This is a genomic window from Rhodopirellula sp. J20-39 (genome assembly GCF_057365095.1).
This window is the reverse complement of the sequence record NZ_CP195123.1, coordinates 2,172,100-2,190,549: the sequence shown is the minus strand read 5'-3', so window position 1 is coordinate 2,190,549 and position 18,450 is coordinate 2,172,100. Positions and strand designations below refer to the sequence as shown.

General features: G+C 54.9%; 10 protein-coding genes and 1 tRNA gene. 9 read left to right on the top strand and 2 right to left on the bottom strand.

Translation table 11 applies throughout. The features are described 5' to 3' along the window. Nucleotides 1-12 precede the first annotated feature (12 nt). The 3 genes from ACR3ZL_RS07950 to ACR3ZL_RS07940 all read left to right on the top strand — a co-directional run bounded on the left by ACR3ZL_RS07950 (nucleotide 13) and on the right by ACR3ZL_RS07940 (nucleotide 2,742). A complete protein-coding gene (locus ACR3ZL_RS07950; protein ID WP_473648415.1) occupies nucleotides 13-402 on the top strand; it encodes a hypothetical protein in 390 nt (129 codons plus the stop codon). An 819-nt stretch (nucleotides 403-1,221) separates the two neighbouring features. Beyond that, the gene (gene rho, locus ACR3ZL_RS07945) at nucleotides 1,222-2,577 is read left to right on the top strand and encodes a transcription termination factor Rho (protein ID WP_473648416.1); all 1,356 of its coding nucleotides are present in this window, start codon (nucleotides 1,222-1,224) and stop codon (nucleotides 2,575-2,577) included. A gap of 82 nt (nucleotides 2,578-2,659) precedes the next feature. Next, a tRNA-Ser gene (locus tag ACR3ZL_RS07940) sits at nucleotides 2,660-2,742 on the top strand. 132 nt (nucleotides 2,743-2,874) lie between these two features. On the opposite strand, the gene ACR3ZL_RS07935 is transcribed toward ACR3ZL_RS07940, so the two are convergent. Then, nucleotides 2,875-4,143, bottom strand: a complete 1,269-nt coding sequence (locus ACR3ZL_RS07935; protein WP_473648417.1) for an OmpP1/FadL family transporter — start codon at nucleotides 4,141-4,143, stop codon at nucleotides 2,875-2,877. A gap of 528 nt (nucleotides 4,144-4,671) precedes the next feature. On the opposite strand from ACR3ZL_RS07935, the gene ACR3ZL_RS07930 reads away from it, so the two are divergent. From ACR3ZL_RS07930 to ACR3ZL_RS07905, 6 genes are all read left to right on the top strand, one after another. Continuing rightward, nucleotides 4,672-10,605 (top strand): ATP-binding protein, encoded by a 5,934-nt coding sequence (locus ACR3ZL_RS07930; RefSeq protein WP_486173351.1) that lies wholly within the window; start codon nucleotides 4,672-4,674, stop codon nucleotides 10,603-10,605. Nucleotides 10,606-10,910: 305 nt separating this feature from the next. After that, nucleotides 10,911-11,843, top strand: a complete 933-nt coding sequence (locus tag ACR3ZL_RS07925; RefSeq protein WP_473648420.1) for a tetratricopeptide repeat protein — start codon at nucleotides 10,911-10,913, stop codon at nucleotides 11,841-11,843. A 314-nt stretch (nucleotides 11,844-12,157) separates the two neighbouring features. Continuing rightward, a complete protein-coding gene (locus tag ACR3ZL_RS07920) occupies nucleotides 12,158-12,922 on the top strand; it encodes a tetratricopeptide repeat protein (RefSeq protein WP_473648421.1) in 765 nt (254 codons plus the stop codon). A gap of 263 nt (nucleotides 12,923-13,185) precedes the next feature. Further along, entirely contained in the window at nucleotides 13,186-14,091 is a 906-nt protein-coding gene (gene modA / locus ACR3ZL_RS07915; RefSeq protein ID WP_473648422.1) for a molybdate ABC transporter substrate-binding protein, read from the top strand. After that, nucleotides 14,088-14,990 (top strand): ABC transporter permease, encoded by a 903-nt coding sequence (locus tag ACR3ZL_RS07910; RefSeq protein WP_473648423.1) that lies wholly within the window; start codon nucleotides 14,088-14,090, stop codon nucleotides 14,988-14,990. Before modA ends, ACR3ZL_RS07910 begins: the two co-directional genes overlap by 4 nt. Beyond that, on the top strand, nucleotides 14,987-15,625 hold the full coding sequence (locus tag ACR3ZL_RS07905; RefSeq protein ID WP_473648424.1) for an ATP-binding cassette domain-containing protein: 639 nt from the start codon (nucleotides 14,987-14,989) through the stop codon (nucleotides 15,623-15,625). The genes ACR3ZL_RS07910 and ACR3ZL_RS07905 overlap by 4 nt, the downstream gene beginning before the upstream one ends. Nucleotides 15,626-15,741: 116 nt before the next feature. Here ACR3ZL_RS07905 and clpB read toward each other — a convergent pair whose 3' ends face one another. Next, complete coding sequence (gene clpB, locus ACR3ZL_RS07900) at nucleotides 15,742-18,396, bottom strand: ATP-dependent chaperone ClpB (protein ID WP_473648425.1); 2,655 nt, start codon at nucleotides 18,394-18,396, stop codon at nucleotides 15,742-15,744. Nucleotides 18,397-18,450: the final 54 nt, after the last annotated feature.

Genomic DNA, 18,450 nt, shown 5'->3' with positions numbered 1-18,450 from the left:
AGGTGCAACAAGATGGCTTACCAGACTTTTCTCGATACTTTACGCCCTACCCTCAACCCATTGTGGACCCAAGGACTGGGCGTTTTTTCAACGCAATGGCGAGTCGGCGATTGGGCGATTTATCGCAAAAGTAAGCGAAGTACGCACCCAGGCCGCCGCGCTGTCGAAGTCAAAGCTGACCGAAAAGGCGAAACATATGCCTACGTAGTCGATAAATTCTGGGTCGTTGACGAGATTCTGGCCGATGGCACGATCGTTCTACGGACCGCTCGTGGGAAGTTGCATTCGATTTCCCCGGATGATCGCAATCTAGTACGTCCAAGTTTGTGGACCCGGCTGCGATGGACTGAACGCTTTAAGGCGATCCAAGAGAGCACATCCGACTCGGCATCCGCGGCCTAAGCGTTTTTGCCGCCTTACGACGCTGGTGGACAGCAGCAAATCCTGGTCGATTTCCGCCCAGACGTTGCATTGCATTGACCGATTAGCAACCGCCTCGTTTGCGAACGTTTCTCCGCTAGCAAATCAAATATGACGGGACCGTGGCTCGCCTAGGAAGAGCCATCGAGAGTGGACATCAGAACAATTGATGAGCCACTTCTTTGAAAAGAACCGGCTAAACCGCCTTGACAGGCTTCAACGGCGACCTATATTTTCGTCAGTAGTGAATATCTCGACGGCGAACTACGGCAAGACTGTATTGTTCACCGTTTGATCTTACGATGGCCCCCGAAGACTCGGAATCGTTTTCAGAGTGAGGCCAAGCCCAGTACCTTTTGGGCTTCCTCTCGGGATTCGAAACATCGCCTTACGGCTCCTCTCCTTTCACTGATCATGACTTGCCACTTCGGCATTTCGAGATCGTCTGTTTTGAGTGGTTGTCTTGGTGACGGATCATTGGGTGTCGTTGGGGCAATGCAGGCATCTTCCTGTACTTGTTCGATGGGAATCTTTCGGCAAGGAATTGCCACGGATGTAAGTTCTCGAATTTCGTGAACTTCAATAGTCGCGTCGTGGGTGTTACCGCCACCCGCATCGCTCCAGACTTCACGTTCAGTTTTCAAACGCGGTTCCTCTTGTTGGTTACCTCAATCGACTTGGTGACTTCGATTTTTTGGCTTTGTTGTGTGCGATTTCAAATCACAACAAGTGTTCACTTCGATCGAACGTTTTCACCGAATCACCCCATGCGGGCGTCAGTTGCGGGTCCAGGAATGACAGATGGCAAAAAAGAAGCGTTCACCTCGCAGCCGGGGTGGTTACGGCGGCTCTCAAAACGGCAATGGCAACGGCTCTGGAAACGGGGGCGGCGCCGGCGGTGGAGCACCTAACGGTGGCGGTGGCAGCAAGCCTCGATCGCGGCGTCGACGACGCGGCGGTGGTGGAGGAGGCGGAAACGGTGGCCAAGGTGGCAACGGAGAACCAGCCGACTTCGTCAGCGATGCACCACTCGAAGAGTGGGCCGGTGTCCTCGAGATGCACCCCAATGGTTACGGCTTCTTACGCAGCCCAACAAACAATTACATTCGCGAACGCACCGACCCCTTTGTGCCTGGCACGATGGTTGAAAAGTTCGGACTTCGCCAAGGCGTCATGTTGCACACAATGGTGCAACAAGCCAAACGTCAACAGGGCCCACGGGTCCGCGAGATCCTCGACGTCGATGGCACACCGCCTGAAAAGTACATCGAAGCACCTCACTTCGATAACCTGACGGCAATCAATCCTGAAGTGCCGCTGAAGCTCGAAAAAGGCAAACTGCCGTTAACCAACCGGGTCATCGACCTGTTGGCGCCGATGGGCAAGGGCCAGCGAGCGTTGATCGTTGCACCGCCACGAAGCGGTAAAACGATCATGCTTCAGCACATTGCCGAAGGGATCGCTCAAAACCATCCTGATTTGAAATTGATGGTTCTACTGATCGACGAACGCCCCGAAGAAGTGACCGACATGCGTCGTAGCATCACGGGCGGGGAAGTGATCGCGAGTAGCCTGGACATGGATATCGAAAGCCATGTGCGTCTTAGCCAATTGGCGATCGACCGAGCCAAACGCCTTGCCGAATCGGGCCAAGACGTTTTCTTGATGCTCGATTCGATTACCCGTCTTGCCCGTGCGTTTAACAAATGGGTTGGCAAGTCAGGACGCGGTGGAGCCACCGGTACCGGTGGCTTGGATATCCGAGCGATGGACATCCCGAAGAAACTCTTCGCAACCGCTCGTGCATTCCAAGAAGGCGGTTCGTTAACGATCGTGGGCACATGCCTCGTCGACACGAATTCGCGAATGGACGAAGCCATTTTCCAAGAGTTCAAGGGAACCGGCAACATGGAAGTCGTGCTAGATCGCAAACTCGCTGACCGGCGAGTTTATCCGGCGATTGACATTTCCATGTCCGGAACACGTCGCGAGGAATTGCTGCTGGACGAGGAAACCTACGAAACGGTTTCCATGTTGCGGCGAACGCTTAGCGAGATGCATCCCGTTGACGCTATGGAACAACTCACGAAACAATTAGGACGTTTCGATGACAACGAGGGTTTCCTGAAGCTGATCTCTGGCGCAAAACTGGCCTAGACGACCAGCAACACCGGTTGCCAAAAAGCAGCCAATAATAGAAACTAGGAAAGCTTCGGATACTCACCCATCCGAAGCACCCGGAGGATAAGCGAATTGGTGAGCGGCCTCACTGGAACTGAGGTACCCCGCAAGGGGCTGCGAGTTCGAGTCTCGTGTCCTCCGCTACAATTGAAGCCCCCGCATACAGATTGTTTGCGGGGGCTTTTTTCGTGGAATTTCGCTCACCGACACAACTGCCGTTTGAACAGTTCACCCCATTCGATCGGCTAGGCGTCGCTGCTTTTCGACAGACAACTACTGCTGCATCACGATCCCGAAGCTCAGGAAATCGGCCGAGACCGTATTGGTGACCGATGAATCGGCGACCACGCCGGTAGGCGGCGCGATCGGCCCAGTTCGCGTGTTTTCAAAGTAGTGTGAATAACCCGCGTTGATCGCAAGCTTTTCATTGAGCTTGTAAGATCCACCGCAGCTAAGAATGTGCTCATAGATCAATGGCGATGCGACATTATAGAACGACTCGCTGTTCTTGATCGGATTCTGGTTGTACGAGTAACCGACGCGCAACAACATGCGTTCGGTTAGCGCACGCTGTGCACCGAAAGCGAAAGCGAAAACGCTACTCCAATCCAGACCGTCTAGCTTGCCAGTACCGTCGTACGTCGCGTCATCTCCAAAGCCATCGCAGTTCGCGTAGTCAATAAACCGAACATCCGCAGCCAGCACCCAATCATCCCAACCCCGAAAGCCAGCACCCCACGAGAGAATCATGGGTAGATCCAAATCAGCGGTGAGCGTGCGAGGCAGTCCCGCATCATCGACGCCATCGAACTCGTATGTTTCCATCCAAGCCGGGGTCTTGATCGACGCACCAAAATTCCAGTTCTCGTTGAGAATGTAAAACAGCCCCGCTTGCGCACCACCGCCCCAGTGATATCGCGACGCTTGCCCGCTCGTGTATCCACCGGCATTGGGCGAATCGAACACGAATGGCTGGATACTCACTTGCCCTGTCGTAATGACTGGCCCTGCAGCAAACGACAAGCGATCCGTCGCCTCGAAACTGGCCACGGGCGAGATCTGCATGAACGATGCTTCTGAACTGACTTGCCCCAAGCCAGTCGGCTGCGGTGTTAACACAGGGTTAGTCGCACTGGAAGGCAGATTGGTTTTGAAACCGCCGACTGAATTAACCCCAAGCCCTAGCGTCCACCTTGAATCTTCCAACCGATGAACGAAGCCAAAGTTAGGGACCGGGAATGTGCCGGGGTCGGCCTCCGTCGAATCGCCCACTCCACTGACCGATGAAGACAGCGTGTGCTGGGTAAAAAGCAGATCGACACCCACTTCAAGCTCCGAGCTTTCGAAGCCGCTGATCGTGGCTGGGTTCCAATAGAGCGCCCCCAGTGCACTGACCGGCGCCGCCGTCGATGCGCCTCCCATCCCTCGATGGACCGGCCCAGCGGATGAAATAATCACTCCCTGGGAATACGCTAACTCACCCATCGCTAGGGTCAGAACCAGCAATGCCAGCCCCACCCGCGTCCAACTTGACTCTCTCATCCAATCTGCCCCACCGAAATACGCCCCTATCGTCTTGGTACGAATGTACCCAATGCAATAATAATGTCGGTCGCTCCAAGGCCTCATATTCGCGCAAAAGCTAACCGCCAGCAAAGTAGTTGGATAATGCGCACAAGCGCAGAAACTTTCGTACACCATATCTACTAGTCACAACACGCCGCGATTTACGCTGTAAAGTCCATGTAGCCCCACTCTCGAAGCGCACAATTTCACCAACGCCCCCTCCTTAGAGCCGCTCATAATTCATCCCTTCTGGGCTGTTTGAAGCAGTGTTAACGATTGCAATCCAAACAGTCTGCGTAACAAGCATCTGTTAACGCGAGCATTCGTTGAAACAAGCCATTTCCAAGGGAGGCGCACGCTACAGCGCACTACAGTTCTCTGGGCAACACCGCTTTGGTTCGCATTGTGCGATAAGTGCTGCCCATAGGCACATGTGACTCCTGCCCCGAGGTCTCATGCGTCCTAGTACCTATATGGCTAGACAATATCGAGATCGAGGCACGAGTGAGTTCCGTTCCGTTACACGACCGCGAAACTCAATGCTTAGTGCGCTACCGCGTTCTTGAGGAACTCTCTGGCACCGACGTTGTCTCTTGCATACTGGCGGAAGACACCGCTAACGGCGGCAAGGTTGTCATTCGGCAGGTCCCCAAGAACTTCTTTCAAAACAGCGGCTGCCAAAGGTTCAAGACCGAAGCTCGCCTGACTTCGGCGATTCAGTGTGAAAACTACTCCAGCCCAATCGACTTTCAGGTTGGTGAAAAGAAACTGCGGGTGGTCTATCCCTACGTGGAAGGCAAACCGCTCTCTGCCATTTTTCAAGCCGCACCGGTTAGCGCACAACGCGCGATGGAAATTGCCAACGACCTACTCGTTGCATTCCAACAAGTGCACGCGACCGGATGCATCCACCGCGACGTTCGACCATCGAACATCATCGTTCAACCAAACGGTCGTGCCGTTGTTTGTGGCTACTCCCCACTGTGGTGCCCTGAACTGTTCGGCAAGAACGACCACTTGGCCCGTGAGTGCGCGTCTTACGCATCACCAGAGTTGCTGGGGATCATCGACCACGATATCGGTGAAACATCGGATCTCTATTCGGTTGGACATATTCTCTATGCCGCACTCACCGGCACGCCCGCGTTCGATGGTGACGTTAGCGAATTACTCTATCAACACCTAACGACCGATCCGGATGCCATGCGGTATCCCAGCGAGACACCTCGCTGCGTCATCGAACTGATTGACAAACTACTTCGCAAAGAACCACGCGATCGTTACCAAAGCGCCCAAGCCGCTTTGCATGACGTGAAGGTGATCTCCCAATCGTTCACCGATCAGTCAGCCTTGACTGACTTTGTCATCGGCTCGGCGGATCACCGCACCGTGGTGATGGACCCAGCGTTAGTCGGACGCGATTCCCAGATCAAGCTAATAGACGACTCATTGAATGAAGTCTGCGCAGGCGGCTACAAAAAGATGTTGCTTGCCAGCGAGTCTGGCATGGGCAAGTCGCGGATCCTCAATGAGTTTGCTCGTATCGCTTCGCGAAAGCGGTACCTCGTTTTGCGTGGTCGAGCCAACCAACGTGCCGCTCAACAACCCAGCGCCGTTTGGCTGCAGGCGATCGATCAACTCGTCAAGGTACTCGCCACCGACTCCACTCTGCTGTCGGTAACGAAACGGCGGATGGAAGATTATCGCCAGGAAGTCACCACCGCGATGCCGCAACTGGCATCCGTCTTTGGCTGGGAAGGGCAGCGTTTGCTCGGGCCCGAAGAACTTGGCCTGGGGCGAATTGTCTCGGCCTTCCGAGCACTGATGCTGGGACTGGGCACACCGGAACGTGCAGTCGCGATCACTCTCGACGATTGCCAGTGGATGGACGACCAGTCCGCGCGGATTCTATCCGAAGTCTGCCAGCACCAATCGAAACATTGCTTCCTACTTGCGGTGACTCGACCGAACGAAGGCATCAGCAATTACCTGCAAACCGAACTCGATCTCTCACTCGATTTGACGTTAAGCCCACTCGACGATCACGCTGTCAAACAGCTTGCGGAATCCATGGCGGGGCAACTTCCCACGCAAGCCGTCGAGGTCGTACAACGCTTCGCCGGCGGCAGCCCTTTCATGGCGTCCGCCGTTGTGCGCGGAATGGTTGAATCCAACGCGCTTGTGGTCAACGGCAACGCGTGGGAAATCGACAGTGAAAAACTCGCGACATTCCAAGCGGCTGACGACGCAAGTCAACTGCTGGTGGATCGCCTATCCCGCTTGCCTGCAAACACACGGGAATTGCTAGTCGCTGCCGCCGTGATTGGTCGTGACTTCAACCTTGACATCGCCGCCGACCTAGTTGGCATCAGTCTCGCCGAAGCGCACTCCGCGATCCAACCCGCTCGGGCGCAACGTTTGGTTTGGAGCCGCCCTGACCGTGTTATCTCCTTCGTTCACGACAAGATTCGTGAAGCGATCCTGAAAGAGATGTCATCGGACCGGATCCGATGCATGCACGGCCAAATCGGTCGCTACATCCAAAAGCACGAACCAACCGAGTACTTCAAACTCGCCTACCACTTCGATGCGGCACACCTGAACGAACAGGCGTTGCCCTATGCGATCCGGGCAGCCGAGACCGCGCGTGCTAGTTTTTCGCTAGGCAATGCAAAAGTCCAACTGCAGATCGCTGACCGAGCGATGGCCTACGCCAGCCAAGCGGTACAACACCGTATCGAGATGCTCAATAGTGACGTCGCGTTGCTACTCGGCGAATACGACCAGGCGCAATCTTGGCTGGACCGCGCCGAAAAGACAGCCGCTTCGGACATGGGACAGGCTCGCGTTCTTATCAAACGGGGTGAACTGCACTTCAAGCGAGGCAGTAAGGACCTTGCCGCGAGTATCTTCGAAGAGTCGCTAAGGCTACTCGGCCAACCAGTCTATGACGGCTATGTCCGATTGGCGTTTGGCATCGTACTGGAATCGCTGAAGCAAACTCGCAATACACTTTTTCCGGATTTGCGTGGGCGAGAAGGACGTGAACCTTCCGAACGCGAATTGATGGCAATTTCGCTGTACGGGCAAATTGCGCATGCGTATTGGTACACTCGCGGCAAGTACCACACGCTATGGGCCCACCTGCACAGCATGAATGCTGCGGAACGGTTCTTACCAACGCGGGTCTTGGCAAAGCTGTACTCTGACCACGGCCCCGCGATGACGTTGCTGGGGCTCGAAAAACGTGGCACTGAATACGTGAAAAGTTCTTTACGGCTTCGCGAAAAAATGGGCGACGTCTGGGGGCAAGGGCAATCGCGGAATTACCTCAGCATCATCCTGTATTCGTTTGCTCGATACGACGCTTGCATCGACCAAGCCAGCCAAGCCGTTGAGATTTTGGAACGAACCGGTGATTTCTGGGAAGTCCACATCGCACGATATCAATGCGCCGCATCCCACTACCGAATCGGAAACTACAAGCGTGCAATCGAACTGGCTCGCATCAATTACCAGTCGGCACAAAAACGAGGCGACCTCCAAGGCACCGGTAACATCATCGACGTTTGGGCTAGAGCGTCCCAGGGTCGGATTCCCCAACACGTCATCGATACCGAACTTGCTCGAGATGTCTGCGACGCTCAACGCACCTCCCAGGTTTACCTAGCCAAGGGAGTTCGCGAGTTCTACCAAGACCAGTTTGATGAGGCGATTAAGTCCTTCAAGAACTCGCTGTCCATTGCTGATGAATCCAAGGTCAGCAACGTCTACGTCAGCTCCGCCAGCTCTTGGCTCGCATCGGCCGAACGTCGATCGTTGGAGCATTCCATTCCGCGCAGTGCGAAAGCTCGCCACCAACTGGTACACAAGCTGGTTCGCACCGCAAAGGCTGCCGTTCAAGTTGCCCAAAAGTTCACTCCCGAACGACCGCACGCGTGGCGTGAATACGGTGCGGCACTCGCGTTGGCCGGCAAAACTCGTCGAGCACGAAAGGCTTTCAAGCGAAGCTTGGCCTACGCACTTTCACAGAACGCCGAGATCGAACACGCCGAAACCGTCGTTCTGCATGCCGCCTATGCCGAAGCGTACAATTGGCCAATCGATCAAGACACGCTGGAATTGGCCAAAGAAAAAATTCAAAAACTGGAAGAGGGAGACGACAGCAACGTTAACCAAAGCGCTTCACTATCGCTGCTGAATCGATTCGATGCGTTGCTTGCTGGCGGTCGAAGAATCTCGACCAGCACGCTGCCCGACCAGATTTTCGACGAAGTGTTGCACGCGGCTAACCGAATCGTACTGGGCGAACAAGTTTTCTTGGTCTTCAGTGATGGCGAACAGGAACCGCAAACGAGTCCGCCAGGTCAAGCCTTCGACGCTACCATCGTTGAACAGACCCGCGACACGCAACAAACGGTTGTTTGCAAACGCGATGAACAAGATACCGTCGACGGTCTGACCGAGTCAGCAGGCACACACTTGTGCAGCCCGATCGATGTTAACGAGGACACCAATGTGTTCCTTTACGTTGTCAATCGTCGCTTCACCGCCGACTTCGGCGAAGACGACATCCGAATAGCGGACTACCTTGCGAGTGCTGCTGGTGCCGCGCTCGAAAAGGCTGATAGTTTTCAAAAGCTGCAAGACCTAAACCTGAACCTGGAACAGAAGGTTCGCGACCGCACCGAGTCCGAAGTTCGCCGAACGCGTGAACTCGAACTGACCGCGAAAGAACTCACCGAAACCCAAAAAGACCTTCAACTCGCCAAAACCATTGCGGAAGATGCAAGCAATGCCAAAAGCCAGTTCCTCGCGCGGATGAGCCACGAAATCCGTACGCCACTGACCGGCATTTTAGGATTCTCCGAACTATTACTTCGCGGTGTAGTGACTGACGCCGAAGAGCACGAATCTCACCTCAAAACGATCCACTCCAACGGTGCTCACCTGCTTGAGTTGCTTAACGACATTCTGGACATCTCCAAAATCGAAGCCAACAAGATTGAAGTCGAAAGCGTTCCGTGCGATCCAACCGGGGTGATCAACGATGTCATCGCGTCGCTCCGATCCAAAGCGATCCAGAAAGGCATCTACCTCGATCGACAAGTCGCCGACAACGTCCCCGAAACGATCCACAGCGATCCGACTCGATTGCGTCAAATTTTGACCAACTTGATTGGAAATGCGATCAAGTTCACCGACCAAGGCGGGGTCAGCGTTCGAATTCAATTGACCGGTTCGAATCAGCTTCAGATCGCGGTAACCGACACCGGCATCGGCATGGCTCCCGACAAACTGGAAAGTGTCTTTGAACCATTCACGCAAGCCGACTCAACCACCACGCGAAATTACGGCGGCACCGGTCTTGGTCTTACGATCAGTAAACGCTTAGCCGAAGCATTGGACTCAACGCTAGAACTGTCCAGCGAAGTGAATGTCGGTACAACGATGACGCTGTGCATGAACGTGCATGGAATGGAACCAGCACAACCGATCCCAACGATGGACTCCAACCAAGCTCCTACTTATCCGAAACCGGATAAATCGAATCGCCCCGATCTGTCGGGCGTTCGAGTCTTGATCACCGACGATTGCGAGGCTAACCGACGTTTGATGTCACTGCTTCTAAAGAGCGCGGGTGCAGAAATCCAAACCGCCTGCAACGGTCTCGAAGCGACCGAAGAACTGTTGGCAAATCCAGACGCATATGACCTCGTTTTAATGGACATGCAGATGCCAGTAATGGATGGCTACACCGCAGCAACCGAACTACGCAAGCAAGGTTATGCACGCCCTATCATCGCGTTGACCGCCAACGTGATGGCCGGCGACGAGATCCGTTGCCGCGAAGCAGGTTGCTCAGGCTACCTAGCCAAACCTATCGACTTCGATGCCATGCTTAGCACCGTCGCGAACAACGCCCCGAAAGCCACCGCTTTAGCGGACTCCGATGCGTCAACGACCTCCGATGCGTCGCTTCCATCAACACCGCCCGCCACGCCAATTCCTACCGAGGCCCCGAAGGGAACCGTGATCGAACCAGCAATCGCTTCTAAATCCGAACCAGAATCAATCGAGACTTCGATTCCGGATGAAGTCCAATCCGATGAAAGCAGCATCTTTGCATACGATTGGCGATTTCCTTTTGCATGCGACCTGATCGATCGCATCGATGATTTCCTGCCCGAGATGCTGGACGCATACGACACCGGCGACATCAAACGCGTGGCGGATCGCTTGCATCAAATGCGTGGCTCAGGCGGCTCAGTGGGTCTGACTCGCTTGACTGAAATTGCTGCGAAGGGCGAACAAGCGATCAAGGCAACGGAGTTGGATCAACTCTGTGCGACGCTAACCGAACTCCAAGATTACGTCAAAACGGCGAAGACGGAGAAGGAAAACAGCACCTTCGAGCCAGCCGACGAAATGGCCTAATGCACGCCCAATCGGTATGCAAGGAAACCAATTGCCCCACCTCGGCCAAGTCGCAGCGACGATTTCTGCAATCGTCCGTTGACAACGTCGCTCTTCAGCCGCTATGCTAATGCGACTGATTCTCAACAGCAACTGCTTTCGACGCAGCTAGCCAGCGCCGGCCAACGATTTCTTCGGAGCGTTTGCCACGGATGCCAGCCCGCCACGCACAGGTTGCATCGCTTTCGCTGATTCCCAGCTAAAGCGGTCCCTAGCAATCCTGACGCCTGCGGTCGGATTCGCGTAACGCTATACGAGGCATCCAGATGGAGTTTTCTCCCAAACGACAACCTTCCGCCCAGCCGGTTCGGAAATCGAACCCCGGCAAGCCCGGCGTCCAATCTTCCAGCGACGGCCACTCCGAGCGGCCCCTGGCAAAAACCCAGCCCGAAGCTTGGGGGATGTATCAAGACGGGCAGCTAGCCGACGTGGTGAAGTTCCTCGACGGCATCGATTCCGCTGACGCTCTGCAGTTACTTGGACTGGCACTGCATGATCTCGGTCGTCCGCTCGAAGCAGCCGATGCGTTTGAACAAGCCAGCTTGCAGCGGCCCGTCGAAGACGAAGTTCGGATCGCGTTGGCATCATGCTACGCCCAACTTCGACGGATCGCCCTCGCTCGTGAGTTGTATTTGCAACTCGCGTTAAGCCGCCGACTTTCGCCCACGTTAATGTTGCAGGTCGCCGCCGGACTCGAAGCGATTGATGCACCACAACTGGCGATGCAGGTTTGCGAATGGATCACGGAACAAGACGAAAACGTCGCGCAAGCCTATTACGACATGGGCTACTACTCTGCTCGCTCGGGTCAACCGCTCTACATGACCGAAGCGTTGACTCACCGAGCATTACAACTCGATCCGGCCAATGTCCATTACCGGATCGGGTTAGTATCGCTGCTAATTCAGCTTGACCGTGAAGACGAAGCCGTCCGAGCAATTCAAAGCCTGTCAGTTCCAGACATCGGCCGCGTCAGTTGCGTTTCCTGCTTAACTCGCATCGCTGAAACGCTCGCCCGAAAAGACATGAGCGCAATGGCCGAAGCGTGTGTCGCACAAGTCGACCGCTTACGGCAACTCAAGGCATCCGATTCACGCCACGAATCGATGCCGACCAACGGGATAACACTCAACCGTCAAGTTAACCCGAACGGTCAGCGAACGCCGAACGAGCGAATGGATACGGAGGACAAATCGTGAACGCGACTGACCTGCTGCTTTTCCACATGACCCTCGTAGGCGGCTTCGTTGTCATGAGCCTCTTTGCTGCAACGATGGTGACATGGTTACGCAACCGCCCCAAGCTCACCCCGGTTAGTTCAACTCCGCAAATAAACGTTGCGGCCCTAGAACGTCCCACCGCGGCAAGATCCCAGCTACCGGATTTACCGGGACGCACCCAGTTGCATTCCATTGACTGGAATTGCGCACCTCTATTCACCACATAAACCCGAACGACACCCTTTCATTCGAATTCTCCAATCCACTTTCCGCTTAGGTAACAACCAAACGCTATGACGAGATTTACCCAAAGCTCGCAAGTCGAGTACGAGGCCGGACGCTTTCATACCGCGATTCAGTTTGCACAATACGCGGTCTCTCAAAACGACGAAGACGCCCAGGGCTGGCTTGTCCTGGGAATGTCACTAATCCAAATCAGCGACTGGCACGACGCGATCGATGCGCTGGAAAACGCCAGCTTGCTACAGCCTTTGGATAACATGCAACGAATTTCATTGGCGATCGCCTACGGAGCCACCGGACATCGATCACTTTCACGGGATCTGTTGATGTCCGTTGCCACCGGCGGAACGGCCGATGCAGATGAACTACTCAAGATCGCCGCCGGCCTGGAGGCGATCGACCAACCTCGTTTGGCGATGGAGGCATGCCGCCAAGCGGGCAAGCAAACACCCGACGCTTCCGAAGTCCATTACAAGATGGGCTACTACGCCCAAAAGTGCGGCCATCCCGCCAGCGTCAGCGAAGCATTGATTCGGCATGCCATCAACCTGGATCCGCAAAACATCCACTATCGAATTGGCTTTGCGTCCATGCTGATTCGGCTCGGTCGCCAATACGAAGCCATCGCTTTGATCGACCATTTCATCCCCGGCAAACTCGACGAAGTGACCTGCGAGTGCTGTTTAAAACGAATTGCGAATCTGTTTTTTGACAGCGACGATATCGAGCGAGCTCGGATGTGTGCCGAACGAATCGCCCAGTTAAACGAGGCTTCGAAGACGAAAGTCAGCCAATCGCACTCCAGCACACACTGAGCAAAACGCCTGGGAAATGACGAGTCGTTGACAGTCGGCAAACCATCCACGAAAGTGTTTGCTTGGTCGCGACATGCGTTGAGACTTAGATTGACTTCGCGTGGCGGGGTCGACCGAGCCTCCCTTGCCGAAACCTCCTATGCAGACTTCGTCCACTTGGCACCCGCTACCAATGACGAATTCTTGGGAGGCTGTTGCTGGACATTCCCTGTTTGTTCCACGTCAGGTCGCAGGCTAATCTCCATGCGTTGACCGACGAACCGATGCCAAGCAACCCTCTGCTGACAACCGCTACCGGATCACTGGTCCTGCTTGCCGGTATCTTCGCGGTCCTGGCAATGGAAACGCCTCCCCTTTCGTCGAACGCGAACGCCGGTTCCCGACCGTTGATCCTGTACTGTGCCGCCAGCAACCGTGCGGTAATGGAAGAGATCCGGCAGGATTACCATCGCGAGTTCGGCCGCGATGTAGAAATCCAGTACGGCCCATCGCAAACGCTGCTGTCGTCAATCGAAGTCTCCCAGTCAGGCGACCTATACCTGCCTGCCGACGACAGCTATTTGGAAGTGGCTCGTCAAAAACACTTGGTCGGTGAAATCTTTCCCATCGCCATGATGCGTGCCGTTGTGGCGGTTCCGATCAGGAATCCCAAATCGATCCGGCACTTTAACGACCTGTTACGAACCGACGTCAAACTGGTCCTAGCCAACCCTGAAACCGCGGCCATCGGCAAACTGGCGTGTCGCGTTTTGACCGCGCAGGCCAAGTGGAACGAAGCCAGCACAGCTGCAATTGCTTTCAGACTGACCGTCAGCGAGGTGGCCAATGATGTATCCGTCGGCGCGGCCGACGCTGGGATCGTCTACGACGTGGTACTGCATACCTTTGACGACCTTACGTGGGTTGAACTTCCAGAACTCGCCGATGCGGAATCACAAGTATCTATCGGCGTCCTGGCATCCAGCCAGCAACCCCAAGCCGCACTCCATTTTGTCAATTACGTCACCTCCATCGATCACGGGCTACAGCATTACCAACGCCACGGATTTCACTTAACGCGTCAAACTGTAAAGCACGACTCCGCTAACACAAAGCAACACGACACGGATCACCTAGAAACCGGCCATTCCTTTCGAGAGCGTTCAATCGGAAAGAGCGGTGAGTCTTGAGTGCAACCGAATCAACCAACAGGACTCAGCACATCGGTGACAGGGAGCGTCTAAGTAACAACGCTTTGCTGGCGGAAACCAATCCGCTGGGCCGTCAACGAAGCGATACCGCCTTCTTCTTGGTGATGAGCGGAATCTCGAGTCTATTCATCGCATTGATCGTGCTCTTGATAGCAGCCGACTTGATGTTCACATCGCTTTCGGACTTCACCGAAGCACTTAGTAAGCCAGAGATTCGGGCCTCCTTTCGTCTAACGATGCTGACCTGCACCGCGTCGGCAATCCTGTCCTTGTGGGTAGCGACGCCACTTGGATACCTACTGTCCCGCTTCCAGTTTCCAGGACGCTGGCTCGTCGACACACTCGTCGACATTCCGATCGTGCTGCCACCACTGGTTGTAGGCCTGAGCCTTCTGATTCTCTTTCACCTTTCTATTGCAGACTGGGAATTAGAAGCATGGCTTCGAGATCGGGCCGGCTTTCCCGTAACGTACCGATGGCCCGCAATCATTTTGGCACAATTCACCGTCGCTTGCGCCTTCGCGGTCCGCACCATGCGAGTCGCGTTTGATCAGGTGGACCCTCGACCTGAAAACATCGCTCGCACGTTAGGATGCACACGAAGCCAAGCATTCCTACAGATCGCCGTGCCGCAAGCTTCCCGAGGTATGGTTGCGGCGTTCACAATCGCCTGGGCCAGATCGCTCGGCGAGTTTGGCCCCATCCTGGTCTTCGCTGGGGCAACCCGCATGCGAACCGAAGTGCTTTCAACATCGGTCTTTTTAGAACTTAGCGTCGGGCAACTCAACGCTGCCGTCGCGGTATCGCTGTTGATGGTAGCGATCGCAGTCGCGGCGTTGCTCGTACTACGGTTCCTGGGCATGGGGCTAAAGTCATGATTGAATTGCAATCGGTGACGATCCAGATCGGCGACTTCCGCCTTGCGGATATTTCCCTAAGCGTCCCCAGCGGTGGCTACGGCGTTTTGATGGGCCCCACCGGCCAAGGCAAGACCACACTCATCGAAGTCATTTGTGGGCTGCGAGAAGTGCAGTCCGGAAAAGTCCTTTTAGGCGGCGTCGATGTAACGGACTGGCTACCCGGCGATCGGCAAATTGGCTACGTGCCGCAAGACCTAGTTTTGTTTCCGAACCTGTCGGTCCAACAGCACTTCGAGTTCGCGATGAAACTGCGAAAACAACCGCGATTAGCGATCCGAGATCGCTGCAACGAACTGGCCGAAATGCTGGGCGTCACCCACCTGATGGACCGGAGAATCACCGGACTAAGCGGCGGCGAATCCCAGCGTGTGGCACTTGGCCGCGCTCTTTCATTCGCTCCGTCAGTGCTGCTGCTGGACGAACCGTTCAGTGCTCTCGATGAAGACACACGCAGCGAAATGCAGGCCGTATTGACTGGGATCAAACGTGCCACCGGCACCACGACACTGCACGTAACGCACAACCACGACGAAGCAACCACCCTCGCTGATCACCGATTCGAATTGTCCGCAGGCGTCTTATCGGCAAGTTAGCAAAATACGACAAAGCCACATCAGTGACACGCTACTGACTCAACGACGCCACAAAAAAAGCCGGGGTTCCAACAATGTTGAAACCCCAGCTTGCAGCTTTTTAAAGAACGCCAAAATCAGCTACCAAACTGAAACGCTTCGTCTTGGTAGTCGACACGGATCGTCGTCCCCGGCGGATAGCTGTTCTTCAACAGCGAACTCGCCAGCGGATTCTGAACCTCTCGCTGGATCACTCGCTTCAGTGGGCGAGCACCGTAAGCGGGATCGTATCCAACCTTCGCAATCTCATCGATCGCCGCGTCGGTAATTTCCAAACCGAGATCGTTTTCGGACAATCGTTTCGACAGGTCAGCCAGCTGCAGTTCGACAATGCGACGAATCTGCGATGCTGCTAACGGATGGAAAATGACAATGTCATCAATCCTGTTCAGGAATTCAGGAAGGAACCTAGCCTTCAAAGCGTCCTGAACGGAGGTTCGCATTTCATCCTCGTCGCCGCCTTCTTCGGTCACCCGCTGAATAACTTGGCTACCGACATTACTGGTCATCACGACGACGGAGTTTGTAAAATCCACCGTCCGGCCTTGACCATCAGTTAAGCGTCCATCATCGAGAACCTGCAAGAGAATGTTAAAAACATCAGGGTGCGCCTTTTCCATTTCATCCAGCAAGATCACCGAGTAAGGTCGCCGGCGAACCGCTTCGGTCAGTTTGCCACCTTCTTCATAACCAACGTATCCCGGAGGCGCCCCGATCAAACGGCTGACGCTATGACGCTCCATAAATTCACTCATGTCAATTCGAACCATCGCGGATTCATCGTCAAACATGACCTCAGCAAGTGCTTTGCAGAGTTCCGTCTTACCGACGCCGGTAGGTCCCAGGAACAAGAACGAACCGATCGGTCGATTCGGATCCTGCAGCCCACTACGTGAACGACGAACTGCATTGGAGACTGCCGTGACGGCTTCGTCTTGTCCAATCACGCGGGTGTGAAGACGCTCTTCCATGACCAACAATTTGGCACGTTCGGTTTCAAGCATTCGCGAAACTGGCACGCCGGTCCACGCGCTAACGACCTCCGCGATCTCATCCTCGGTAACTTCCTTACGCAGCAACCGCCGAGCATCGCCACCCTCGTCCGCCTTGGCTTGATTCTTATCTGCATCCGCGTCCGACGCCTCTAACTGATCAATACGAGCCTGCAGCTCGCGCTGCCGCGTTTGAACCTGCAACATTTCGCGGTAAAGATCTTCCGGGCTTTCGCCACGAAGTTGCTTCTCTTTCGCTTCGGCGTCCAGTTGTGCAAAACGGTGCTGGAGCGTATCCGCTTCCTGGCGAACGGACTGAACATCGTCGAGCCCGATCTTCTCGGCTTCCCATTGCTCTTTCAGACTGGCCAATTCTGCCTTCGTTTCTTCCATCTCCGTTTCGACGTCCGTCCGCTTTTCCACCGCCGAGACTTCTGACTCGTCGACGAGTTGACGGTGAGCCAATTCAAGCTGGCGCAAACGACGCTGCAATCGGTCAATGGGCTCTGGAACAGATTCCTTTTCCATCGCCAAACGCGAAGCGGCTTCATCGATCAAATCGATCGCCTTGTCCGGCAAAAATCGGTCGGCAATGTACCGAGTTGATAACTTCGCGGCCGCCACCAACGCACTGTCTGTAATCCGCACACCGTGGTGGGACTCGTATCGAGGCTTTAACCCTCGCAAGATAGCAATGGTGTCTTCCAGATTAGGCTCACCCACAAAGACGGGCTGGAACCGTCGTTCCAACGCAGCGTCTTTTTCGATGTGCTGACGGTACTCGTCCAATGTCGTGGCACCGATACAGCGCAGCGCACCGCGAGCCAACTCAGGCTTAAGCAAGTTCGCCGCATCCGCGGAACCTTCCGCGTTGCCGGCCCCGACGACAAGGTGTAGTTCGTCGATAAACAGAACCACTCCGCCATCGGCATCCTTCACCTCACGCAAAACCGCTTTCAAACGCTCTTCGAAATCACCACGGAACTTGGCTCCAGCGACCAGCGATCCCATATCGAGCGACACGACGCGTTTCCCTTTCAGGCTTTGTGGAACATCGCCTTCAAAGATTCGCAGCGCCAAGCCTTCCGCGATCGCGGTCTTGCCGACACCGGGCTGGCCAATCAAAACCGGGTTGTTCTTGGTACGTCGCGACAGAACTTGGATCACTCGACGGATCTCGTTGTCGCGTCCAATGACAGGATCCAGCTTGCCTGATTGAGCAAGCTGTGTCAGGTCGATGCCGTACTTCTCAAGAGCTTGATACGTGGATTCAGCATTCGGATCGGTCACTCGGGCACTGCCTCTGATTTCACTAGTCGCCTTCAAAAGATCGTCGGCCGTAATGCCGGACAACTTCAAAAGGTTATTGGCTTTACTGTCGACCTGAGCGATCCCTAACAAGAGATGCTCGGTACTGATGTACTCGTCCTTAAGAGACGTGGCTGCCTGATCGGCCGCATTGAAGACCTGCTGCAGCTTGCTGCTGACACGCGGTTGACCACCGGCGCCGCTAGAACGCGGTAGCTTATCCAGCTCACTCTTCAATAGAGATTCAAGGGCATCCGTATCGACCTTTAGTTTTTGCAACAGCGGCTTCGTGATGCCTTCGGATTGCCCAACGGCAGCCGCGAGCAAATGCAAAGGACTGATTTCGGCGTTCCCCGTCGATGCAGCTTGCGCCTGCGCTTCGGCAACCGCGGACTGGGCCTGGGTAGTAAGTTTATCAATGCGAAACGACATAATAATGGCTCCTAAGAGCGAGTGATAAGTCCATAAAAAAGGCGAGTACTCACA